The sequence below is a fragment of the Amycolatopsis coloradensis genome (genome assembly GCF_001953865.1).
Taxonomy (GTDB): domain Bacteria; phylum Actinomycetota; class Actinomycetes; order Mycobacteriales; family Pseudonocardiaceae; genus Amycolatopsis; species Amycolatopsis coloradensis.
Genome location: NZ_MQUQ01000010.1, coordinates 424,502 through 445,549 on the forward strand (window position 1 = coordinate 424,502; position 21,048 = coordinate 445,549).

A 21,048-nucleotide genomic window follows, 5' to 3' on the forward strand; every position below is an offset into this window, starting at 1 on the left:
GAACTCTCGTCACATCACCACGCAGGGTGTCCCCAGCAGCGTTGAAGTGCGCTTTCCGACACCCAGGGTGCGGACGTGAGCGAGATCATCCGCGGTGTCCACGTCGGCGCGGAGCGATCCCGCCGCGAGCGTGAGCGGGGTCGCACCGGACGTGGTGTGCGCCCGCGCGGAGCCCCCGCCGAACCGGGGTTCCAGCGCACGGCCCGCCCCCGAAAGCAACAGTGTGGTGCCCGTTCCCTGCCGGTCGGCGACGAAGGCCCGATCTCCGGCGGCTTCGGCGAGCGCGGCGGTGAGGTCTTCGGTCCGCAGCGCGGGCAGGTCGGCCTGCAAGGCGCCGACGAGACCGGACGGCGTGTCCCGGCGCAGCAGTTCTTCGCCGTGGCGCAGGGCCGCGTTCAACCCGCCTCGTGACGGCTCGATGACGATCTCGACGCCCAGGTCGGTGAGATCCGCCACCGACGCCGGGTCCGCGGCGACCACCAGCACCCGGCGGACCCCGTCCGCCGAGGTCGCCGCGGACAACGTGTCGTAGGCCAGCGCCAGTACCAGTTCGGGATGCCGTTCGGGTACGACCGCGCCGCGAAGCCGCGACTTGCCCTCCGCCGGGCGTTTCACCGGCACGATCAGGTCGATGCCCACACTGTCCACATCTGCATTCTTACCCGACCCTCCCTGGACCGCGCTCGCGTGCGCGCGGCAGGATCAGTGGCCTGGGACGACACGTGTGACTTCGAGGAGGACGAATTGGCCCGGCGTGAGAAGGGCGGCATCTGGGTAGGCATCGCCGCCGCACTGTTCTACCCGGCGACGGCCATCGGCAAGCGGGTCTACCGCAACGCCGGGCGGATCCCCCGCGAAGGCGGCGCGCTGCTGTTGCTCAACCACGTGTCCCACATGGACCCGGCGGTGGACGCGGTGTTCGTGCACCGCCAGAAGCGGGTGCCACGATTCCTCGGCAAGGAGTCCCTGACCAGGGCGCCGGTCTTCGGCAAGATCTTCGTCGGCGCGGGCCAGATCCCGGTTTCGCGTGGTTCGGCCGCCGCGGGCGACAGTCTCAAGGCCGCCCACCAGGCGCTGCGGGACGGCAAGATCGTCGTGATCTATCCGGAGGGGACGATCAGCAAGGACCCCGACGGCTGGCCCAAGAAGCCGTTCACCGGTGCCGCGCGGCTCGCGCTGGAGACCGACGTGCCGGTGATCCCGATCGCCCGCTGGGGCACGAACCACATCTTCAACGGCTACACGAAGAAGTTCACGCCGTTCCCGCGCAAGAAGATCACGCATCTGGTCGGGGAGCCGATGGACCTGTCCGCCTACCGGGACGGGCCGACGCGCAGCGCGTCCAAACTGCGTGAGGTCACCGACCTGATGATGACCGAGATCACCGCCCTGCTCGCGGAGATCCGCCAGGAGGAACCGCCCGCGAAGAAGCCGGAGGACGACGCCTGATGGCCGGAACCGCCGCCGAGGTCCAGCGCCTGACCGTGCTCGGCGCGGGCTCGTGGGGGACGGCGTTCGCCAAGGTGCTCGGCGATGCCGGCCGTGACGTGACCATGTGGGCCCGGCGGCCCGAGGTCGCGGCGGAGATCCGGGACCGGCATCGCAATTCATCCTATTTGCCCGATATCGAGCTGCCCGCGCGGATCACCGCGACGGCGGATCCGGCCGAGGCGCTCGACGGCGCGCAGGCCGTGGTCCTCGCGGTGCCGAGCCAGACCCTGCGGGCCAATCTGTCGGAGTGGTCCGGTCTGCTGCCGTCCGGGACGATCCTGGTGAGCCTCGCGAAGGGCGTCGAACTGGGCACGCTCAAGCGGATGAGCGAGGTCATCGCCGAGATCGCGCGGGTCGACGACGGCCGGATCGTGGTCGTTTCCGGGCCGAACCTGGCGAAGGAGATCGCGCTGGGGCAGCCGTCGGGCGCGGTGCTCGCGTGCACGGATCACGACAACGCCAAGGCGATCCAGCGGGCGAGTTTCAACCAGTACTTCCGGCCGTACACCAACACCGACGTCGTCGGCTGTGAACTGGGCGGCGCGTGCAAGAACGTCATCGCGCTGAGCTGCGGGATGGCTGCCGGGCTGGGACTCGGCACCAACACGATGGCGACGCTGATCACCCGCGGGCTGGCCGAGATGGCGCGGCTCGGCGCGAAACTCGGGGCCGACCCGCTGACCTTCGCCGGGCTCGCCGGTGTCGGCGACCTGGTGGCGACGTGTTCGTCGCCGTTGTCGCGCAACCGGACCTTCGGCGAGCGGCTGGGTCGTGGCGAGACCTTGCAGCAGGCGCTGGACGCCGGCGGCGGGCAGGTCGCCGAGGGCGTCAAATCGTGCACGTCGATCCGGGAACTCGCGCTGAGCCTCGGCGTCGACATGCCGATCACCGACGCGATGCACCGCGTGTGCCACGAAGGGGTCGACCCGCGGCGGGCCGGAGCCGAGCTGCTCGGACGGTCGCAGAAGCACGAGTGGTCCTGAGAACGCAAGGAAGACCGCAGTAATGCGACAGACCCGGGCGGATTCGTGCTGCCAGCATGGTCGGTAGATGCGGAACTCACGGTCCACGGGGTGAGATCGGTTGACCGCCGGGCTCCGCACTGGTTCGCTGAGGGCATGTTCGCACGTGGGATGACTGTGTCGCGGGGCCTCTCGGGTCTTGGCGCTGTCGCGTGTGCGTCGTGTCGCTGTTGTCGGTGAACCCCGCCCCGGCCCAGCTCGACACCATCTTCTTTCTGCGAGGACTCCTTCATGTTCGCCGTCCCGGACAACACGCTCGTCATTCCCGAAAACCCCGCCCTGCGCCACCCGGTGCGCGTCGCGATCGAGTTCGCGGCGGACCGTGACCGCTGGCGGCACCTGCTGCGCTACGACCCCGGGGAACGGTTCTCCGCGCTCGTCGACAGCGACGAACTGCAGGAAGTTTGGCTGATGAGCTGGCTGCCCGGCCAGCACACCGACCTGCACGACCACGAATTCGCCGCGGGCGCGTTCACCGTCGTCAGCGGGCAGTTGAGCGAGACCGTCGCCCGGCGCGCGTCCGACGGGCGGGCGGTGACGGAACTGCATTCGCTGTCGGCGGGCCAGTCGCGCGTCTTCGGTCCCGGCTACATCCACGAAGTGCGCAACGAGGGCCCGGACCCCGCCGTCAGCGTGCACGTCTACCGGCACCAGTCCCGCGTCATGCGCCCATACCACCTGGACCCCATCTCGGGCCCGATCCGGGACTAGCCCCCTCATCCTCCGCAATTCGTCCTCTAGTTGCGGTCCTTGCGTGTGCAACTACCGCAACTAGAGGACGAATTGCGGAAGGTGGGGCGCTAGGTGAGGTCGCCGCGCAGGCGGAATTCGGCTTCGACGCGGTCTCGCGAAGCACCGGTGGCGAGCAGGGTGTGCAGCAGGAGCCGGGATTTGCGCGGATCCAGCCAGCCCGCCATGGTCGCGCCCATCGCGATCAGGTCCGACTCCGAACCGCGGAAGCCATAGGTACCGCGGAACGTCGGCCCGGCGCCGGTGCGGCTGGCGACCACGATCGGCACCTCCGGCAGCACCCGCTCGATCACGTCGGCGGACCCGGCCGAAACGTGCCCGGCGCCGTTCGCGGCGAGCACCACCCCCTTGACCCCGGCCTTGACCAGCGTCTCCAGCAGTTCGCCGGTGTCCTCGACGCCGCTTTCGACGATCGGCACCAGTCCGGAGAAGTCCGCGTTCTCGAGTGACAACGCCGGCGGGCGCTCCGCGACCGGGTGGAAGTAGTGCACCGCGCCCTCGGCGAGCAGCCCGAGCGGCCCGGCGGGGTCGGAAGAGAACGCCTCGACGTGGCTCGAATGCGTCTTCCGGACCCAGCGGGCCAGGTGGACGTCGTCGTTGAACGCGACCAGCGAGCCGCGGCCCCGGCTGCGGGGTTCGGCGGCGACGGTCAGCGCCGCGAGCAGGTTCCCCGCGCCGTCGGCGCTGGGCAGACCGGGGTTGCGCATCGCGCCGGTGATCACGATCGGCGCCTCGGAAGTCCACGTCAGCTCGAAGAAGTACGCGGTCTCTTCGAGCGTGTCCGTGCCCTGGACCACGACGACGCCTTCCGCGCCTTCGCCGACGGCTCGCGTGGCCCAGTCACGGGTCTTGATCAGCGTCGCGAAGTCCATCGACGCACTGGAAATCGCCGCGAGCGTCTCCGCGCGGACGTCCATCGCCAGGTTTTCGCCGAGGTCGCCGAGCAGATCGGCCGCGGTGAGCCGGGGGACCGCGTGGTCTTCGCCGTCACCGGGGACCATGGAAATGGTGCCGCCCAGGGCGGCGACGGCGACCAGCGGCCGCCTGTTCTCTGGGGAGACGCTCATGAGGGCATTCTTCCAAAGTCTCGTGAGGGGTAAGTGTCGTTCTGGTGGACCGGTATTCGCCTGTTCACTGCTCGGCTGTGCCGGGTGGTTCGATCAAGCTCCAAGACCGGGCGACCTCGTGACGATGGGGGAATCGGGACACTGAGCGTCCCGGTTCCCGCATCGTCAGCCTTCGGGCCGGTCCGGCGTAGGTATGCGAATACCTGGACCGAACGGCCAGTTTCGCGTGACTGAAGGGACGGCACGTGTGATCCGATGGACGGTACGCGTGATTGGATGGACGACACGCGCGCACCGGCATCAAGACACGGTCGGCCCTGACGCGAGAGCCGAACGATCAGGGGCGTTTGGACGCTTCTATGGTGAAACTCGCGGCCAGCCGCTGCGGATCCTTCGCCAGCCGCCATTCCTCCGTCGCGGTGTCCAGGCTCATGAAGCCGGGCAGCGCGTTCCACGGCACACTGTCGTGCTCCACCAGCTTCGTCAGTGTCAGCCCCGCGTCGAGCAGAGCCGTGACGATCTCGCCCAGCCCGTGGTTCCACTCGTGCGTCCGGTTCTGCTCGAACGACACGTCGGTGTCCACATAGGTCCCCGGCTCTTCGAACACCAGCGGTTCGGACTGCTCGAAGTACGGGTAGCGCGGGGTGATCACCGGCTGCGTCTCGTCGAGGGTCCCCAGCATCGGGTGCATGTCACGGATGAACAGCCGCCCGCCCGGTTTCAGCAACGAGCCGACGACCTGCCCCCAGCGGGCGATGTCGGGGAGCCAGCAGATCGCGCCGATCCCGGTGTAGACGAGGTCGAACTCCCCGGCGCCCAGCACGTCGGCGGCACTGTACACATCGGACTCGTGGTAGTCGATCTCCGCGCCAGTCTCGGCGGCCAGCTGTCGCGCGATCTTCAGCGCCGGTGCGGAAAAGTCGAGTCCGGTCATCCGCGCGCCGAGACGGGACAGGGAAAGCGTGTCCGTGCCGATGTGACATTGCAGGTGGACGCCGCGCGCGCCGGAGACGTCGCCGAGCAGCGGCCGGTCGAAGGTGACCACCCCGCTGAGATGGGCGGGGTCCTTCACGAACCGTTCGTACCCGTAGTCCGCCGAGGCGGCGTGCGCCGGAGCACGTTCGTCCCAGTTCGCGCGATTGAGGGTGAGGTACTCGTTCACTCGGCCGCGGCCATTTCGGCGGCGCTGCGCAGCACGCAGAATTCGTTGCCTTCGGGGTCGCCGAGGACGGCCCAGCCGCTGCCGTCCGCGTTGCGCCGGTCGTGCTGCATGGTCGCTCCCAGCGCCAGCAGGCGTTCCACCTCTTCCTCGCGCGGGATGTCGGGCTCCATGCACAGGTGGATCCGGTTCTTCACCGTCTTGGGTTCGGGAACCTGTCCGAAGTACAGCGTGACACCGTTGTCCATCACGATGGTCACTTCGGGGTCGCCTGGCGCGTCGTCGTCGGCCATCGGCTTGCCGACGACGCCACTCCAGAACCGGCCCAGTTCGTAGGCGTCGGCGCAGTCGAAGAAGAAATTCTGTACGACAGAGGTCATGACGCCTCAGTTTGCCCGAGGCCGCGAAACCCGGCCAGCGGTTTTCTCCGGTCCGGTAAGTCTGCCTGGAACGATGCGGGAGCGAGCCCGCGGTGCCGACCTGTGACCTTCGTGGCGGAAGCTGTCGGCTTCCTGTCGTAAGCGCTCCCGCCTCGCCCTCGCGCGCGCGTTCACGGAGGATGGACGTCGTGCACACCGAGAACCCCGTCCGCCTGCTCGTGGTGGACGACGAGCCGCATATCGCCGACCTGGTGGCCACCGTCGCCCGCTACGAGGGCTGGCAGGCCGTCACCGCCGGATCGGGGGAGGCCGCGCTCGCCAGGGCCGCCGAGTTCGGGCCCGACATCGTCGTGCTCGACCTGATGCTGCCCGGGATCGACGGGTTCACCGTGCTGGACAGGCTTCGCGAGTCCGGGACGGCGGTGCCCGTCGTCTTCCTCACCGCCAAGGACGCGACAGCCGACCGCGTCGCCGGGCTCACCCGCGGCGGTGACGACTACCTCGTCAAGCCGTTCTCCGTCGAGGAACTGATGGCGCGGTTGCGCGCCGTCCTCCGGCGAAGCAGCAATCAGTCCAAGCCCGCCGCGCTGCTGCGGGTCGGTGGTCTGACCATGAACGAGGACACCCGCGAGGTCGCCCGCGACGGCCACGTCGCCGAGCTGACGCCGACCGAGTACGAACTGCTGCGTTACCTCATGCGGCGTTCGCCCTCGGTGCTGACCAAGGCACAGATCCTCGACCACGTCTGGGAATACGACTTCGGCGGCCGGTCCAATGTGGTCGAACTCGTCATCTCGCATCTGCGCCGCAAACTCGACGCCGGCCACGAGCCGCTGATCCACACCGTGCGCGGTGTCGGCTACGTCGTCCGGCAGGCGGCGAGATGAAGATGCTGCGCCGGTGGTACGACGCCTGGCGCCGATCGAGGCTCGGCACCCGGCTGGCGCTCGGGCTCGGCGTGCTGGCGCTGGTCGTGTTCGCCGTCGTCGGCACCGTGATGGTCGGCATCATGAAGGGCTACCTGAACGACCGGCTCGACGAACAGCTCGCCAAGACCCAGATCAGCCAGGTGCCGTCGCTGCGCACCACGCACGGCGGGAAACCGCAGCAGGCCTACGGCTGGTTCTCGGCGGTCTTCTCGGTGCGCAACGGCGACGCGCTTCCGCAGGTGGGTGGTTCTCTTCCGCCGGACACGAAGGCGCTCGAAAAGGTCGCGGAGGACGCGACGCAGACCGAAGTGCTGCGCACGGTTTATATCGAGGACAAGGGCACGTACCGCGTCCGGGCGTGCCCGATCGAGCCGAGCCGGAACATCGTGCTGGTCAGCGCCGCGCCGCAGGCGGATCTGGACCGGACGGTGAGCCAGCTGGTGATGGTCGAGGTCGTCGCGTTCCTGCTGGCGTTGGCGGTACTGGTGATCGCGGGACGGCTGGTGCTGCGGCGCGGGCTGCGGCCGCTGAGCGACATGGCCGGGACGGCGCACGACATCGCGTCACACGACCTGACCACGAACGCCGATCTCCCGGTACGCGCGCGGGCCAACGGCGGCGGCGCCGAGGTCGAGGAACTGCGGACGGCGTTCAACCTGATGCTGGCGCACCTCGATTCGTCGCTGGTCGCGCGCCGGGAAGCGAACGAACGGCTGCGGCGGTTCATCGCCGACGCCTCCCACGAGCTGCGCACTCCGCTGACGTCGATCCGGGGCTACGCCGAGCTTTTCCGCTACGCGGCGGCGAACGAACCCGCCGAACGCGAGTCGCATCTGTCGAAGATCCGTGAAGAGACCCAACGGATGAGTGTGCTCGTCGACGACCTCCTGCTCCTCGCGCGCCTCGACGCACCGGAGACCGAAGCGCCGCTACGGCTGGTCGACGTCGACCTCGCCGAGCTGATCACCGACGCGGGAGAAGCCTTCGCCGCCGGCCGCCCGGACCATCCGCTGACCATCGAACCGCTACCGGAAGGTGTTGTCCTGCAAGCGGATCCGGTGCGCCTGCGGCAGGTGCTGGACAACCTGCTCGCCAACGCGGCGGTGCACACGCCGCCCGGTACGGCGGTCACGCTTTCGGCTTCGGTCTCGGGTCCGGATGTCCTCTTGCGGGTGAGTGACGCCGGGCCGGGGATCCCGCCGGAGGCACGGGAGCGGATCTTCGACCGGTTCTACCGGGTCGACACCGCCCGCACGCGCGGCAACGGCGGGACCGGGCTCGGGCTTTCGGTGGTGCTCTCGCTGGTCTCCGCGCACGGCGGCACGATCGAGGTCGCGAGTGTGCCGGGGGCTACGACCTTCACCGTGCGGCTGCCACTGCGACGCCCTTAGCCCTCATCGCCCGCGCCTGACGCAGGGCACCGGCGAAGTCGAGATCTTGCAGGTCAAGCAGCTATTCGTCGCTCCAGCGTCACGGGGACATATCGGTTGCGGAGCCCCTGAGCGGGGAGGATTTCGGACGTTCAGCGTCCGGAATCTCCCCGCTCGACCCCTGACGCCCTACCCGGCCCGCCCCTGCACGTGGTCCGGCACGACCCACTCCGAAACCAGGTCCGCCGAAGGCTCCGGCTCCCCGAACACGGTCCGCACCGGCAGCACCCCCGCCCAAGAGACATCGGCCGCGACCTCGTCCTCGGGATCGTCGGGTCCCTCGCCGCGCATCTTCACCGACGCCTCGGTGAGGTCCAGCTCCAGCACCGAAACCGACGCGAGCTCCTTCGCGTTGACGTCGCGCGCGTGCTCCCACGAGCCGGGCGCGAGGTGGTCGGTCAGCACGCGCAGGCCGTGCATCTTCCGCTCGCGGTCGGTGACCATGGCCGCCTTGCCCAGGATCACCGCGCTGCGGTAGTTCATCGAATGGTTGTTGACCGAGCGCGCGTAGACGATGCCGTCGAGCAGGGTCACCGTGACGCAGACCTCGACGCCGTCGGAGTCGCGCATACTTTTCGCCCCGGTGGATCCGTGCAGGTAGAGCGTGTTCCCGTCACGGCCGTAGCCGGTCGGGATGACGAGTGGGAAGCCGTCGCGCACGACGCCGAGATGGCAGATCAGGCCTTCGTCGAGCACCGCGTACAGCGCCGAGCGGTCGGTGAGCGCGCGGTTCTTCTTGCGGCCGAGGGTGGTCCGGTCGGTGGGAGAGAGCGGGGTGGACATGCGAGCAGTCTCACCCACGAGAGTGGCCTGTAATAACGGCCAATTCTCCTATACTTGAGAAGGCCACTTTTTCGGAAGCGCGGAGTACAGCATGTCCGACACCGCTCTGCCGGTCAGTCTCGACCGCGATTCGCTGGTCCCGCTCGCGGTCCAGCTGGCCGACGCGTTGCGTGCCGCCGCCCGCGACGGGCATCTGCGCGGTGGCGACAGGCTGCCTTCGACCAGGGCGCTCGCGAACCGGCTCGGCGTCAGCCGCACGGTGACGTCGGCGGCGTACGAACAACTCCACGCGGAGGGCTGGATCGCGGGCCGCCACGGCTCCGGCACCTACGTCACCACGACACCGCCCGCGGACAGGCCGTCGAAAGGACTCGCGCCGGGCGTGACCGCCACACCGTCCACGCTGGTCGACCTCACCCCCGGGGTGCCGTGGGCCGACGGCATCGAGAAGTCGGCCTGGCGCCGCGCGTGGCGGGCCGCCGCGGATCCTCGTCCGACCTATCGCGAGGACAGGGCCGGGCTGCCCGCCTACCGGGACGCCGTTTCCGAGCATCTGCTGCGCCACCGCGGCCTCGCCGCCGGGACCGTGCTGGCCACCGGCGGGACGACGGCGGCGGTGATCGAACTCGCGGGCGCGGTGCTCTCGCGCGGCGACCGGGTCGCGATCGAGGAGCCGGGCTACCAGCGCGCGGTGCAGGCGTTCCGGCGGGCGGGGATGGAGGTCGTCGCGGTCGGAGTCGACGAGGAGGGCCTGCGTCCGGACGCCGTCCCCGCCGGCGTGCGCGCCGTGTACTGCTCGCCCGCGCATCAGTACCCGCTCGGCAGCCGGATGAGCGCGTCCCGCCGGGTCGAACTGGTCGAACTCGCCCGTGCCGAGGGCATGCTGGTGATCGAGGACGACTACGACGGCGAACTGCGGTTCGACGTCGCGCCGCTGCCGCTGCTGGCCGCGCTCGCTCCCGACGTCGTCGCGCATCTCGGGACCACGAGCAAGATCCTCACCCCGGCGCTGGGCGCGGGCTGGATGGTCGCGCCGCCCCCGATCGCGGCCGCGGTGCTGGAGTACCGCGAAGGGACCGGGACCCGTCCGTCACCCGCCGGTCAGCGGGTGCTCGCCGAACTGGCGCGGCACGGTGATCTGGGACGGCACCTGCGGAAGCTCCGGCGGGAACTGTCGGAACGGCGCTCGCTGGTTTCGGCCGCGCTGACGTCGGCGGGGATCCCGGTGCTCGGCGACGACGCGGGCGCGCATCTGGTCGTCCCTTGTGGATCGGCGCCCGAGGAAGCGGCGCGGATGGCGGCGGCGGAACGCGCCGGGATCCGGCTCGACGGGCTGGCCCGGCACTTCGCCGGGACGCCGACGGTGTTCGGGAATCTCATCGGCTACGCGGGTTGCTCGCGGGAAGCACTCCATTCCTCGCTCAAACCGCTGCTCGCCGTCTTCGGTGGTTGACCTCCACCTTGCTGGAGGTCATACCTTGCGGTCATGAAGGTCATCAGAGTGTCCCGGTTCGGCGATCCCGGCGTTCTCGAACAGGTCGAATTGCCCACTCCCGAGCCCGCGGAGGGTGAGCTGCGCATCGCGGTGGCGGCGGCCGGTGTCGGCTGGCTCGACGCCCTCATCCGACGGGGTGACGGTCCCGCCGTGTTCGGGATCGAGCCGCCTTACGTGCCGGGTGGCGCGGTGGCGGGCACCGTCGAGGCGGTGGGCGCCGGAGCCGACGAGACCTGGCTGGGCAAGCCGGTCGTCTCCCGCGCGGCCGGCGGCTACGGCGGGGGATACGCGGACACGGTCATCGCGCTGCCGGAAGACGTCTTCCCGATCCCGGCGGGTCTCGGCCCCCAGCAGGCGGCCGCCCTGTTGGACGACGGCAGCACCGCGCTGGCGCTGCTGGAGAAGACTCCGGTCCAGGCCGGGGAGCGGATCCTGGTGGCGCCGGGCGTCGGCGGTCTCGGCAGCCTGCTGGTGCAACTCGCGCAAGCGGCGGGCGCCACCGTCGTCGCGGCGGTCCGGGGTGAGGAAAAGGCGGCCATCGCGAGGAAACTCGGCGCCGAGCCCCTCGACTATTCGGCGGGTGAACGGCTCACCGGAGGGGGCCCGTTCGACGTGGTGTTCGACGGCGTCGGCGGAACCCTCGGCGCGTCGGCCGTCGCGCTGCTCGCCGACGGTGGCCGGTTCTCCGGCTACGGCATGCCCAGCGGCGCGGAGACCGTGATCGGCGCCGAAGACCGGAACCGGCTGACCATTGTGGACATGGCGCAGCTCCCGGAGTTCTGGGCCGAGACGCCGCGGCGCGTGCGGGAGGTACTGCGGCTGGCCGCCGACGGGACGCTGACGCCGATCATCGGCCGGACGTATCCGCTGGCGGAGGCGGCCGCCGCGCACCGCGACATCGAGGCGCGGCGGTACACCGGGAAGGGCCTGCTCCTGCCATGACCGTGATCAGAAGCGCAGCGGCACCGCGGGGAGGTTGGCGGCGAGAACGTCCGAGACGGTCTGGAGCGGCCCCGTCCCCGCGGTGTTCGGCACGGTGAGCGCCGTGTAGACGGGCCGGTCCACCACGAACCACGTCGCGGTTCCCTCACCCTCGACCTGCAACCACTGGACGCCGTTGATCGTCCGCAGCGGCGAGGTCCGGGTCAGCTCCGGCGGCTTGCCGAGCCCGCACCGCAGGACCACCGGGTCGCCGGTGCCCCAGCCGACCGTCGCCTCGGGGGCGGGGTCGGCCAGTTTCCGCCGGACCAGGGTGTTCCCGGACGACGTGAGCTCGTGCGGGAGCGCGCCGACGAGCTTCGCGCATTCCGGCGAACCCGACTGCGGCGCCGGAACCGGGACGAGCGGGAGGGGGCCGTCGGCGGCCGGGACGACGGAGTCCGCGCCGCGGGTCAGCCCGAAGACGGCCACGCCCGCGACGAGCAGGACCGCCAGGCAGGCGGCCGCGATCAGCAGTGGTTTCGGGGGAGCGCCGGTGTCCGTGTCAGCCACCCGACCACTACACCACCTCTTACAGATTCACGACCGGGCAGGTCAGCGTACGAGTGATGCCCTCCACGTTCTGCACCTTGGCGACCACGAGCTGGCCGAGCTGATCGACGGTGTCGGCCGCGGCCTTGACGATGACGTCGTAAGGGCCGGTGACATCCTCCGAACTGGTGACACCGGAGATGGTGGAGATCTCCGCGGCGACCGCGGCGGCTTTGCCGACCTCGGTCTGGATGAGGATGTATGCGTGGACCACGGCGCGCCCCTTCGTAAAAGTCGGCTCAAGGTAGGAACGTTGTAGCAACGTATCGCCAGCCCCGGGAAAAACCTAGGGCTTCCGACTATCGGTGATCGACATTTGTCCGGACAAGGGAAAGTGGAGGTGACGGGTGTCACCGAACGACGGCACGGTCGCCGGGACCGGTGAATTCCGGCTGATCGAAACGGTGACGTCCGGCCGGAAACAGCCGGAGACGACACTGCTCGGACCAGGGGACGACGCGGCCGTCGTGGCCACCCCGGACGGCCGGACGGTGGTCTCCACTGACGTCCTCGTGCAGGGCGTGCACTTCCGCCTCGACTGGTCCAGCGCCGAACAGGTGGGGCGCAAGGCGGTCGCGGTGAACCTGACCGACATCGCCGCGATGGGCGCGCGCCCGACGTCCGTCCTCATGGGATTCGCCTGCCCGCCGGACACCGAGACGTCGCTCGTCACCGAACTCACCCACGGCATGTGGGCCGAAGCCGACCGCGCCGGCGTCGGGATCGTCGGCGGCGACATGGTGCGGGCCGATCAGATCGTGATCAGCGTCACCGCCCTGGGTGACCTCGGCGGCCGGGAACCGGTGACGCGCTCCGGCGCTCGCCCCGGTGACGTCGTCGCGGTCTGCGGGCGGCTCGGCTGGGCGGCCGCCGGGCTCGCCGTGCTGGGCCGGGGTTTCCGTTCACCGGTCAGTGTGGTCAACGCGCAACGCTGTCCCGAACCGGACTACGAGGCGGGCGTCCGCGCGGCCGACGGCGGCGCGACGGCGATGATCGACGTGTCCGACGGGCTCCTGTCCGACCTCGGGCACATCGCCTCGGCTTCCGGTGTGGGGATCGACGTGCGGACGGCGGATCTCGACGTGTCGAGCAGGCTGACCGAAGTCGGCACCGCACTCGGGGCCGACCCGCTGAAGTGGGTGCTCACCGGCGGCGAGGACCACGCGTTCGCGGCCACCTTCCCCGCCTTCGCCGACCTGCCGGAGGGCTGGACCGAGATCGGCGTCGTGACCATGCCGGATTCGGGGGTGACGGTGGACGGGAAGCAGTACGGGCACAACGGCGGCTGGGAGCACTGGCGCTAGGCCGCGATCACGTCACATCCGCGTGGGCCGATTCTGCTTCCCCCGCCGCCTGGCCGCTCGCTAATCTCGCGCTCATGGACCTTCGTGTGCTGCCCTACGACCACCCCGACGCGGTGAAGCTGCTGGCCGAGGCCCAGCTCGAACTGGCCGCCCGGTACGGCAGCGAAGACGAGACGCCGATGGACGCGGCGCAGTTCGCCGCGCCGAAAGGGCTGTTCCTCGCCGCGTACCTCGACGACGTCCCGGTCGCGTGCGGCGCTTGGCGATCACATGAGGGGCCCGAGCCCTTGCTGCCCGGCGACGCCGAGATCAAGCGCATGTTCGTGATGGCCTCGGCGCGGGGGCGGGGAATCGCGCGGGCGATCCTCGCCGGCCTGGAGCGGACGGCCACCGAGGCCGGGCGGCTGCGGATGGTGCTCGAGACCGGTGACAAACAGCCGGAGGCGATCGCGCTGTACGGATCGGCGGGTTACCGGGAGATGCCGGGTTTCGGGTACTACAAGGACGAGCCGGAAAGCATCTGCTTCGGCAAGGCGCTGGTCTAGATGAGTGCTTCCGTGACGAACGCGGGAAGTGTGACACCGAGGGAGGAAACCCTGTCGGCGCGGCGAAACGGGGATACGGCATCCAATCGGGCGATTCGTCTCGCAAAGCATCCTTTGTAGACAGACGCAGCGTCTCGCGGAACTTCACGTGGCTTTCACGGAATCAACCGTCCAGGAAAAGCGCATGCCGATCCACGCACTGGACGACCCCGCGTCCTGCACTGCATCCGGAAGGAGCCGACGGTGATCGGGAAGTCCTCCGCCGTCGGGCATTCCGTGCACATCGAGGGCGCGCGGATCGGCGAGGGCTGCCTGATCGCGTCGGGATCGGTGGTGCCGAACGGAACCGTCGTGGAGGACGGCGGATGGTCGGCGCGGGCGCTGTCCTCTACGGGGCCCATGTGGACAGTGGGCACATCGCGCTCGGCGTCCCGGCGAAGACGCGGCCCGGTTTCGGGCCGGACTCCGGCGGCTGGACTAGCGAGTTCCGGCTCCAAGCACGCGTGTTCTCCGTCCAATCACGCGAGATCGCCCTCTAGTCACGCGAGATCGCCCTCTAATCACACGAGATCGCCCTCCAGTCACGCGAGATCGCCCTCTAATCACGCGGGGCCAGCCAGCCAGTGAGGAAAATCAACAGGAGGATGCCAGCCGTCACCAGTAGCGCGGGAACGAGCATCCCGAGCAGGCGGGCGAAGAAGCTTTCTTCCCCACCAGCCGGTCGGGGTTGGTGTCCGGGTGGTGCGTGGTGATGCGTGGGCGTTCCGGCCCCGGGTGACCGGTCGCGGACAGGTCAGGCGGAACACCGTATCTCGCGAACCTGCTGGACCGGGCAGGCGTCCGCCGGGAGTCCGCGACGCCGTCGTGCTCCGCTGCGACCAGGATGCGACCAGCCACTCGCGCTGGTGACCGGCGTCTCGACGCAGGCGGAAAAACAGGCTCCGACCGGCCTGAGTAAGCTCGCTCGCCGTGACCGCACGACCGCTGCAGGACATCGTCGAAGCAGGCTGGGCGCAAGCCCTCGAACCGGTGGCGCCGCAGATCGCCGCGATGGGGGAGTTCCTCCGTGCGGAGATCGGCGCGGGCCGGACCTACCTCCCGGCAGGGGAACATGTGCTGCGGGCCTTCCAGCAGCCGTTCCACGACGTCCGGGTGCTGATCGTCGGCCAGGACCCGTATCCGACGCCCGGGCACGCCGTCGGGCTGAGCTTCTCGGTGGCGCCGGACGTCCGGCCTATCCCGAAGAGCCTGATCAACATCTACAAGGAGTACTGCGAAGACCTCGGGCACCCGTTGCCGTCGAACGGCGACCTGACGCCATGGGCCGACCAGGGGGTGCTGCTGCTCAACAGGTCGCTGACGGTGCAGCCGGGGAAGTCGAACTCGCATCAGGGCAAGGGCTGGGAAGCGGTCACCGAGCAGGCCATCAAGGCCCTCGCGGCGCGGGACGAGCCGATGGTGGCGATCCTGTGGGGCCGCAACGCGCGGAACCTGAAGCCGATGCTGGGGAAGGTGCCGTGCATCGAGTCGGCCCACCCGAGCCCGCTTTCGGCACACGCCGGTTTCTTCGGCTCGCGTCCCTTCAGCCGGGCGAATCAGCTGCTCGCCGACCAGGGCGCCGGTCCCGTGGACTGGAAGCTCCCGTAATCCTTGTTGCAGCAGTGACCGGCGTGACTCCTGAGGTGACGCCGACGTACGTGAAGGCCCCCTTCCTGTACTTAGGCGCAAGGAAGGGGGCCTTCACGTACTGGGGAAGGTGTGGGCGAGTTCCTCGGCTGCGTCGGGGTAGGGGGCTCGCGCCGGGTGTTACTGGCGGCGCTACTGAGGCGCGTGTGAATCCCCCATTCCGTGAAGACCTCCGTGAGGGGCCCAGGGTCCCTCACGGACTTCCGCCGCGCCCCGACTTCCACCGCAAGTAGTCCTCTAGTTGCGGTAGTCGTGCGCGCAACTACCGCAAGTAGAGGACGAAACGCGGGCATAAAAAATGGCGGGTGCTCCGGAGAGCACCCGCCATTCCCCAAAAACCCGGCTCAGCCGCGAACGACCTTGCCCGCCTTGATGCACGAGGTGCAGGCGTTCAGGCGCTTGCGCTGGGACAGACCGATCTTGGCGTGAACGGTCTGGATGTTCGGGTTCCACCGGCGGTTGGTACGCCGGTGGGAGTGCGAGACCGACTTGCCAAAGCCCGGTCCCTTGCCACAGACGTCGCACACGGCAGCCACGTCGAACTCCTCTGGATCTGGGACAAAGAATGATGCGCCCAGCATGCTGGGCAACTCGACCATAGTAACCAGTGGCTCGGAGCCCTCCGGCACCGGGTCGATACCCTCGCTGGAACAGCTAGGAGGTTACGGCGTGCGGGTGCTGGACGTGGCGGCGGTGTCAGCTTGGTCGGCTGCCTGTGTGCGCAGCCTGTCGGTGCTGCGGCCGGCGATCGACGGCATCAACGTCTACCCGGTCGCCGACTCCGACACCGGCTCCAACCTGCTGTTCACCATGACCGCGGCCCGCGACGCGCTCGCGGAGGCCGAGCCAGGGACCACCGCCGAGGCGCTGTCGGCCTTCGCCAAGGGCGCGGTCGCCGCGGCCAAGGGCAACTCCGGCGTGATCATGTCGCAGGTCGTGCGCGGGATCGCCGAGTCGGCGGCGGCCAGGGAGCTCGACGGGCCCGGGCTCGCGGAGGCGCTCGGGTGCGCGGACAGGGCCGCCACGGGCGCGGTGAGCCGTCCGGTCGCCGGGACCATCCTGACCGTCCTCCACACCGTCGCCGCGACCGTCCGTGACGTGACCGGGTCACTCGAAGAGGTGGCCGTGCTCGCCGCCCGGGTCGCCGCCGAGGCCCTGGAGGAGACCCCCAAACAGCTGCCCGTCCTGGCCGTGGCCGGAGTGGTCGACGCGGGCGCCCGCGGCCTGGTCGCGGTCCTCGACGCCCTTTCCGGCGTGATCTCCGGCGGCGTCACCGAGCCGGAACGCCCGCTCGAGGCGCATCACCACCACACGATCGAGGCACCGACGGCCTGGGAGGTCATGTACCTGCTCGACGGCGTCGCGGAGGAAAGCCTCCCCGCGCTGCGCAAGACCCTCAGCGGCCTCGGCGACAGCGTCACCGTGGCGGGTGACGGCGCGGGCAGCTTCGCCGTCCACGTGCATTGCGCGGACATCGGCGCGGCGCTGGAGGCCGGGATCGAGCTGGGCCGCCCCCGGAAAGTCCGGGTCGAGCCGCTGCTCACGCCCACCCCGGTCGAGGTCGGCGGCGGCATCGACCGCTCGGTGGTCGCCGTGGTCCACGGTGGGCAGCTGGCCGAACTGCTGCGGGCCGAGGGCGTCGCGGTGCTGTCCGTGCCGCCGGGGGCCGCCCCGACGATCGAAGAGATGCTGGGCCTGATCAACGAGGCCGCCGGGCACCACGTCACCGTCCTCCCCGGTGGCCGGCGGCTGACCGCGGCCGCCGACGCGGCGGCGGGCCACGCGATGGCGGCGGACCGCGACGTCGTCGTCATCCCTTGCGTGTCCCCCGTTCAGGTGCTCGCCGCGCTGGCCGTGCACGACAAGGACCGTCGCACCAACGACGACGTCGTCGCGATGGCGGAAGCGGCCGCGGCCACCAGGCGTGGCGAGCTGCGGATCGCGCAGGAGGAGTCGCTAACCTGGGTGGGCAGGGCGCAGGCCGGTGACGTCGTCGGCCTCGTGGACGGCGAGGTCGTGTTGATCGAGCCCGCGCCCGCCTCGGAGACGAACCTGGTCGCGGCCGCGGTCAGCGTGCTGAACCGGATGCTGGCCCTCGGCGGCGAGCTGGTCACCGTGCTGACCGGGGTCGACGTGCCGGTCCGGCTGCCCGGCGAACTCGCCGATCAGCTCCGCCTGGAACATCCCGAGATCGAGTTGACGAGTTACGCCGGCGGCCAGCCCGACGCCGTGCTGCTGATGGGGGTGGAGTGACCGCATGACGAACCTGCGCGCGGACCTCAAGCTGGTCGTGGGCGCGGCGACGGCCAAGGCACTCGCCAAGGGCCTCAAGATCGAGACGGTCAGCGATCTGCTGCGCCACTATCCCCGCCGCTACGCCGAACGCGGCCAGCTCACCGACATCGCCGGGCTCGAACTCGGTGAGCACGCGACCGTGATGGCGCGGATCGAGCGGGTCACCAAGCGCCGAATGAAGGCCCGCAACGGCACCCTGCTCGAAATGGTGATCACCGACGGCAAACGCCGTCTGCAGTGCACCTTCTTCAACCAGGCCTGGCGCGAAAAGGAACTCGTTCCCGGCAAGAACGGGCTCTTCGCGGGCAAGGTCACCGCCTTCCGCGACGTCCTGCAGCTGGCGAACCCCGAGTACGAGCTGTTCGACGCCGAGCGCCAGGCCGAGGCGATGGACGACTTCCTCGCCGAGATCATCCCGGTCTACCCGGCGGCGCAAGGGATCCCGACCTGGGTGATCGCCAAGAGCGTGCGCCAGGTGCTGGACGTGCTGGAGGTCGACGAGGACCCGATGCCGATGGAGCTGCTCGCCCGGTACGGCTTGCCCGACCTGGAAAGCGCGCTGCGCGGCATCCACCGCCCGCCGGGCTGGGACGCGCTGAACTCCGCGCGCCGCAGGCTCAAATGGGACGAGGCCATGGCGGTGCAGCTGATTTTCGCGCAGCGAAGGCATTCCCTGGTCTCCCGGCCCGCGAAAGCCTGTCCGCACACCGAGGGCGGCATCCTCGACGCCTTCGACAAGCGGCTCCCGTTCGCGCTGACGTCGGGTCAGAAAGAGATCGGTGAGGAGATCGCGCGGGATCTGTCCACCGAGCACCCGATGAACCGGCTGCTCCAGGGCGAGGTCGGTTCCGGCAAGACCGTGGTGGCACTGCGCGCGATGTTGCAGGTCGTCGATTCCGGGCGGCAGGCGGCGATGCTGGCGCCGACCGAGGTCCTCGCCGCGCAGCACGCGAGGTCGTTGCGCGAGATGCTCGGCGACCTCGGACAGGCCGGTGAACTCGGCGGCGCGGAGAACGCGACCCGGGTGACCCTGCTGACCGGTTCGATGGGAGCCAAGGAACGCAAGAAGGCGTTGCTGGAGACGGTCAGCGGCGAGGCCGGGATCGTCGTCGGCACCCACGCGCTGATCCAGGACACGGTGTCCTTCGCCGACCTCGGCCTGGCCGTGGTCGACGAACAGCACCGGTTCGGGGTGGAGCAGCGGGACGCGCTGCGTTCCCGCGGCTCCGACGAGACCAGCCCGCACGTACTCGTCATGACGGCGACGCCCATCCCGCGCACGGTCGCGATGACCGTCTACGGCGATCTGGAGATCTCCGCGCTGCGCGAGATGCCGGTCGGCCGGTCGCCGATCAAGACCTCGGTCGTGCCGGTCGCGGAGCGGCCCGCGTGGCTGGACAGGGCGTGGCAGCGGGTCCGCGAGGAATGCGGCAAAGGACACCAGGCCTACATCGTCTGCCCGCGCATCGGCGACGAACCGGCGTCGGACAAGGGCGACAAGCGGCCCGCGCTCGCGGTCCTCGACGTGGCTCCCGAGCTGGCCGAAGGACAGTTGAAGGGGCTGAAGATCGGCGTCCTGCACGGCCGGATGCCCAGTGACGACAAGGACGCCGTGATGCAGGCGTTCTCCAGGGGCGAGCTGGACGTGCTCGTCGCGACCACCGTGATCGAGGTCGGCGTGAACGTGCCGAACGCGACCGCGATGGTGATCATGGACGCCGACCGGTTCGGCATCAGCCAGCTGCACCAGTTGCGCGGCCGGGTCGGCCGGGGCAGCGTGCCGGGGCTGTGCCTGCTGGTCACCGAGACCCTGGACGGTACGACCACCCGCGAGCGGCTCGCCGCCGTCGAGTCCACAACGGACGGTTTCGAACTGTCCAGAATGGACTTGGAGCTGCGCCGCGAGGGCGACATCCTCGGTGCCGCGCAGTCGGGGAAGAAGTCGACCCTGAAACTGCTGTCGCTGTTGCAGGACGAAGACGTCATCGCCGAGGCGAGGGCTCGCGCGCTGGAAATCGTCGAAAAGGATCCGGCTCTGGGGAACTACCTGGGACTCGCGCATATGATCGCCGACGTCGTCGACGAAGATCGTGTGGAGTATCTGGAAAAAAGCTGACGATGGCCACGATCCGCGCCGCGACCGTCGACGACGCCTGGCCCATCGCCGAGGTGAACGTCCGGTCGTGGCAGTCGGCGTACCAGGGCCTGCTGCCCGAGATCTACCTGCGTGATCTGTCGGTCGAGGGCAGGGCGGCCCGGTGGCAGCGGGTCCTCGCCGATCCCGCCAACCAGGGCGACATCCTGGTCCTGGTCGAAGACGGCTCGCTCCTTGGCTTCACCGCCGTCGACCGGATCCGCGGAGAACTGCGCGCGATCTACCTCGCGCCCGAGCGCTGGGGCAGTGGTCTTGGCAGACTGCTGCTCGACACCGCCGTCGCCGCACTGCGGGATGCGGGACACCGTGAGGCGACGCTCTGGGTGCTCGATTCCAACGTGCGCGCCCAGCGCTTCTATTCGGCCGCGGGATGGGTGCCGGACGGGGCGACGAAATCCGACACCATGCCCGGCGAGGACGTCCCGCTTTCCGAAGTGCGCTACCGGATCGACCTCGTCAGCGGGTGAACCAGGCGCGTTCCTCGGGCTTGCTGAGCGTGACGATGATGACGATGGCGATGACCATCCCGCCCAGCTGGGTGACCGCCCCGCCGCTGACCAGGCTGATCACCCCCATGACAACGGAGAGCCCCTCCACGGCGATGACCGTCGGCCGCACCCAGGGTGAGCCACGGGAAAGCCGCACCGCGCACGCGACCAGCACGACGGCGACCACGAAGCCGAGCACCGCCAACGCCAGGGCGAGCCCGGCTTCCTCGTTGCCGTGGTTCAGTTCGTCCACCGCGAGACCCGTCACGAGCACGCTGACGAGGAGGTTGAGGACCGCCTGTATCCAGAGGAAGACGCGGACGAACTTGAGCTGGCGGGGCATTTCCCGCGGCCGGACTTCTTCGGTCATGACGGGCTCCCTCTCTCGGCACGAAGAGACCAGTCTGGTGCTGGAAGTCATTGGCGTTGACGGTAAAACTGTCCTCACGGGGTGACTAACCCGCGCCAGAAGGGCGTGGGGGCCCTGTCGCGAAAGCCACTTTCGGGACATCAGATGTCCCGAAAGTGGCTTTCGCGAC

The 21,048-nt window shown here is 69.6% G+C and carries 22 protein-coding genes and 1 pseudogene; 14 read left to right on the plus strand and 9 right to left on the minus strand.

The features are described from left to right. Positions 1–9: 9 nt before the first annotated feature. The gene (gene cofC / locus BS329_RS20275; protein WP_076162842.1) at positions 10–639 is read right to left on the minus strand and encodes a 2-phospho-L-lactate guanylyltransferase; all 630 of its coding nucleotides are present in this window, start codon (positions 637–639) and stop codon (positions 10–12) included. 66 nt (positions 640–705) lie between these two features. Between cofC and BS329_RS20280 the strand changes: the two genes are divergently transcribed. The 3 genes from BS329_RS20280 to BS329_RS20290 all read left to right on the plus strand — a co-directional run bounded on the left by BS329_RS20280 (position 706) and on the right by BS329_RS20290 (position 3,224). Further along, a complete protein-coding gene (locus tag BS329_RS20280; protein WP_076162779.1) occupies positions 706–1,449 on the plus strand; it encodes a lysophospholipid acyltransferase family protein in 744 nt (247 codons plus the stop codon). Further along, positions 1,449–2,474: an NAD(P)H-dependent glycerol-3-phosphate dehydrogenase gene (locus BS329_RS20285; protein WP_076162780.1), complete on the plus strand. Its 1,026-nt coding sequence runs from the start codon at positions 1,449–1,451 to the stop codon at positions 2,472–2,474. Before BS329_RS20280 ends, BS329_RS20285 begins: the two co-directional genes overlap by 1 nt. A gap of 270 nt (positions 2,475–2,744) precedes the next feature. After that, on the plus strand, positions 2,745–3,224 hold the full coding sequence (locus BS329_RS20290) for a cysteine dioxygenase (RefSeq protein WP_076162781.1): 480 nt from the start codon (positions 2,745–2,747) through the stop codon (positions 3,222–3,224). An 89-nt stretch (positions 3,225–3,313) separates the two neighbouring features. On the opposite strand, the gene BS329_RS20295 is transcribed toward BS329_RS20290, so the two are convergent. The 3 genes from BS329_RS20295 to BS329_RS20305 form a co-directional block, all read right to left on the minus strand. After that, positions 3,314–4,330 carry an asparaginase gene (locus BS329_RS20295; RefSeq protein ID WP_076162782.1) on the minus strand — a complete coding sequence of 339 codons (1,017 nt, stop codon included), beginning with the start codon at positions 4,328–4,330 and terminating at the stop codon, positions 3,314–3,316. Positions 4,331–4,667: 337 nt separating this feature from the next. Further along, on the minus strand, positions 4,668–5,492 hold the full coding sequence (locus BS329_RS20300; protein ID WP_076162783.1) for a class I SAM-dependent methyltransferase: 825 nt from the start codon (positions 5,490–5,492) through the stop codon (positions 4,668–4,670). After that, the gene (locus BS329_RS20305) at positions 5,489–5,869 is read right to left on the minus strand and encodes a VOC family protein (RefSeq protein WP_076162784.1); all 381 of its coding nucleotides are present in this window, start codon (positions 5,867–5,869) and stop codon (positions 5,489–5,491) included. The genes BS329_RS20300 and BS329_RS20305 overlap by 4 nt, the downstream gene beginning before the upstream one ends. Positions 5,870–6,057: 188 nt before the next feature. On the opposite strand from BS329_RS20305, the gene BS329_RS20310 reads away from it, so the two are divergent. After that, complete coding sequence (locus tag BS329_RS20310) at positions 6,058–6,756, plus strand: response regulator transcription factor (protein ID WP_076162785.1); 699 nt, start codon at positions 6,058–6,060, stop codon at positions 6,754–6,756. Next, positions 6,753–8,189, plus strand: coding sequence for a sensor histidine kinase (locus BS329_RS20315; protein WP_076162786.1), 1,437 nt, complete (start codon positions 6,753–6,755; stop codon positions 8,187–8,189). Before BS329_RS20310 ends, BS329_RS20315 begins: the two co-directional genes overlap by 4 nt. A gap of 168 nt (positions 8,190–8,357) precedes the next feature. On the opposite strand, the gene BS329_RS20320 is transcribed toward BS329_RS20315, so the two are convergent. Next, the gene (locus tag BS329_RS20320; protein ID WP_076162787.1) at positions 8,358–9,011 is read right to left on the minus strand and encodes a pyridoxamine 5'-phosphate oxidase family protein; all 654 of its coding nucleotides are present in this window, start codon (positions 9,009–9,011) and stop codon (positions 8,358–8,360) included. Between the two features lie 91 nt (positions 9,012–9,102). Here BS329_RS20320 and pdxR point away from each other — a divergent pair, with 91 nt between their 5' ends. Together pdxR and BS329_RS20330 are read left to right on the plus strand one after the other, a co-directional pair. Next, entirely contained in the window at positions 9,103–10,464 is a 1,362-nt protein-coding gene (pdxR, locus tag BS329_RS20325) for a MocR-like pyridoxine biosynthesis transcription factor PdxR (RefSeq protein WP_076162788.1), read from the plus strand. A gap of 33 nt (positions 10,465–10,497) precedes the next feature. Next, complete coding sequence (locus tag BS329_RS20330) at positions 10,498–11,448, plus strand: zinc-binding dehydrogenase (protein ID WP_076162789.1); 951 nt, start codon at positions 10,498–10,500, stop codon at positions 11,446–11,448. Between the two features lie 6 nt (positions 11,449–11,454). Here the strand turns inward: BS329_RS20330 and BS329_RS20335 are convergent, their stop codons facing one another. Both BS329_RS20335 and BS329_RS20340 read right to left on the minus strand, forming a co-directional pair. Further along, complete coding sequence (locus BS329_RS20335) at positions 11,455–11,997, minus strand: DUF3515 domain-containing protein (protein ID WP_076162790.1); 543 nt, start codon at positions 11,995–11,997, stop codon at positions 11,455–11,457. 19 nt (positions 11,998–12,016) lie between these two features. Beyond that, complete coding sequence (locus tag BS329_RS20340) at positions 12,017–12,250, minus strand: Lrp/AsnC ligand binding domain-containing protein (protein ID WP_061986752.1); 234 nt, start codon at positions 12,248–12,250, stop codon at positions 12,017–12,019. 133 nt (positions 12,251–12,383) lie between these two features. On the opposite strand from BS329_RS20340, the gene BS329_RS20345 reads away from it, so the two are divergent. The 4 genes and pseudogenes from BS329_RS20345 to BS329_RS20360 all read left to right on the plus strand — a co-directional run bounded on the left by BS329_RS20345 (position 12,384) and on the right by BS329_RS20360 (position 15,532). Beyond that, positions 12,384–13,340 carry a thiamine-phosphate kinase gene (locus BS329_RS20345; protein ID WP_076162791.1) on the plus strand — a complete coding sequence of 319 codons (957 nt, stop codon included), beginning with the start codon at positions 12,384–12,386 and terminating at the stop codon, positions 13,338–13,340. Between the two features lie 74 nt (positions 13,341–13,414). After that, the gene (locus BS329_RS20350) at positions 13,415–13,885 is read left to right on the plus strand and encodes a GNAT family N-acetyltransferase (RefSeq protein ID WP_076162792.1); all 471 of its coding nucleotides are present in this window, start codon (positions 13,415–13,417) and stop codon (positions 13,883–13,885) included. Between the two features lie 213 nt (positions 13,886–14,098). Then, a pseudogene (locus BS329_RS20355) lies at positions 14,099–14,349 on the plus strand (gamma carbonic anhydrase family protein); the annotation flags it as partial. Between the two features lie 505 nt (positions 14,350–14,854). Beyond that, positions 14,855–15,532, plus strand: a complete 678-nt coding sequence (locus BS329_RS20360) for a uracil-DNA glycosylase (protein ID WP_076162793.1) — start codon at positions 14,855–14,857, stop codon at positions 15,530–15,532. A 383-nt stretch (positions 15,533–15,915) separates the two neighbouring features. Here the strand turns inward: BS329_RS20360 and rpmB are convergent, their stop codons facing one another. Continuing rightward, positions 15,916–16,107 carry a 50S ribosomal protein L28 gene (rpmB, locus tag BS329_RS20365; protein WP_007031450.1) on the minus strand — a complete coding sequence of 64 codons (192 nt, stop codon included), beginning with the start codon at positions 16,105–16,107 and terminating at the stop codon, positions 15,916–15,918. A 133-nt stretch (positions 16,108–16,240) separates the two neighbouring features. Between rpmB and BS329_RS20370 the strand changes: the two genes are divergently transcribed. From BS329_RS20370 to BS329_RS20380, 3 genes are read left to right on the plus strand one after another with little or no spacing between them, the layout of a single operon-like run. Next, positions 16,241–17,824 (plus strand): DAK2 domain-containing protein, encoded by a 1,584-nt coding sequence (locus tag BS329_RS20370; RefSeq protein ID WP_076162794.1) that lies wholly within the window; start codon positions 16,241–16,243, stop codon positions 17,822–17,824. Positions 17,825–17,828: 4 nt separating this feature from the next. Further along, positions 17,829–19,982, plus strand: a complete 2,154-nt coding sequence (gene recG / locus BS329_RS20375) for an ATP-dependent DNA helicase RecG (protein ID WP_076162795.1) — start codon at positions 17,829–17,831, stop codon at positions 19,980–19,982. Between the two features lie 2 nt (positions 19,983–19,984). After that, on the plus strand, positions 19,985–20,488 hold the full coding sequence (locus tag BS329_RS20380) for a GNAT family N-acetyltransferase (protein WP_076162796.1): 504 nt from the start codon (positions 19,985–19,987) through the stop codon (positions 20,486–20,488). Here BS329_RS20380 and BS329_RS20385 read toward each other — a convergent pair. Next, positions 20,478–20,879, minus strand: a complete 402-nt coding sequence (locus BS329_RS20385; RefSeq protein ID WP_084749962.1) for a hypothetical protein — start codon at positions 20,877–20,879, stop codon at positions 20,478–20,480. The two genes, BS329_RS20380 and BS329_RS20385, sit on opposite strands and share 11 nt — an antisense overlap. Positions 20,880–21,048: the final 169 nt, after the last annotated feature.

Bases quoted from the DNA above. Each gene is read 5' to 3' on its own strand.
- BS329_RS20305 (WP_076162784.1), bottom strand. From the start codon at position 5,869: ATGACCTCTGTCGTACAGAATTTCTTCTTCGACTGCGCCGACGCCTAC.
- BS329_RS20315 (WP_076162786.1), top strand. From the start codon at position 6,753: ATGAAGATGCTGCGCCGGTGGTACGACGCCTGGCGCCGATCGAGGCTC.
- BS329_RS20380 (WP_076162796.1), top strand. From the start codon at position 19,985: ATGGCCACGATCCGCGCCGCGACCGTCGACGACGCCTGGCCCATCGCC.
- pdxR (WP_076162788.1), top strand. From the start codon at position 9,103: ATGTCCGACACCGCTCTGCCGGTCAGTCTCGACCGCGATTCGCTGGTC.
- BS329_RS20285 (WP_076162780.1), top strand. From the start codon at position 1,449: ATGGCCGGAACCGCCGCCGAGGTCCAGCGCCTGACCGTGCTCGGCGCG.
- BS329_RS20350 (WP_076162792.1), top strand. From the start codon at position 13,415: ATGGACCTTCGTGTGCTGCCCTACGACCACCCCGACGCGGTGAAGCTG.
- BS329_RS20330 (WP_076162789.1), top strand. From the start codon at position 10,498: ATGAAGGTCATCAGAGTGTCCCGGTTCGGCGATCCCGGCGTTCTCGAA.
- BS329_RS20385 (WP_084749962.1), bottom strand. From the start codon at position 20,879: ATGACCGAAGAAGTCCGGCCGCGGGAAATGCCCCGCCAGCTCAAGTTC.
- BS329_RS20295 (WP_076162782.1), bottom strand. From the start codon at position 4,330: ATGAGCGTCTCCCCAGAGAACAGGCGGCCGCTGGTCGCCGTCGCCGCC.
- BS329_RS20290 (WP_076162781.1), top strand. From the start codon at position 2,745: ATGTTCGCCGTCCCGGACAACACGCTCGTCATTCCCGAAAACCCCGCC.
- recG (WP_076162795.1), top strand. From the start codon at position 17,829: ATGACGAACCTGCGCGCGGACCTCAAGCTGGTCGTGGGCGCGGCGACG.
- BS329_RS20320 (WP_076162787.1), bottom strand. From the start codon at position 9,011: ATGTCCACCCCGCTCTCTCCCACCGACCGGACCACCCTCGGCCGCAAG.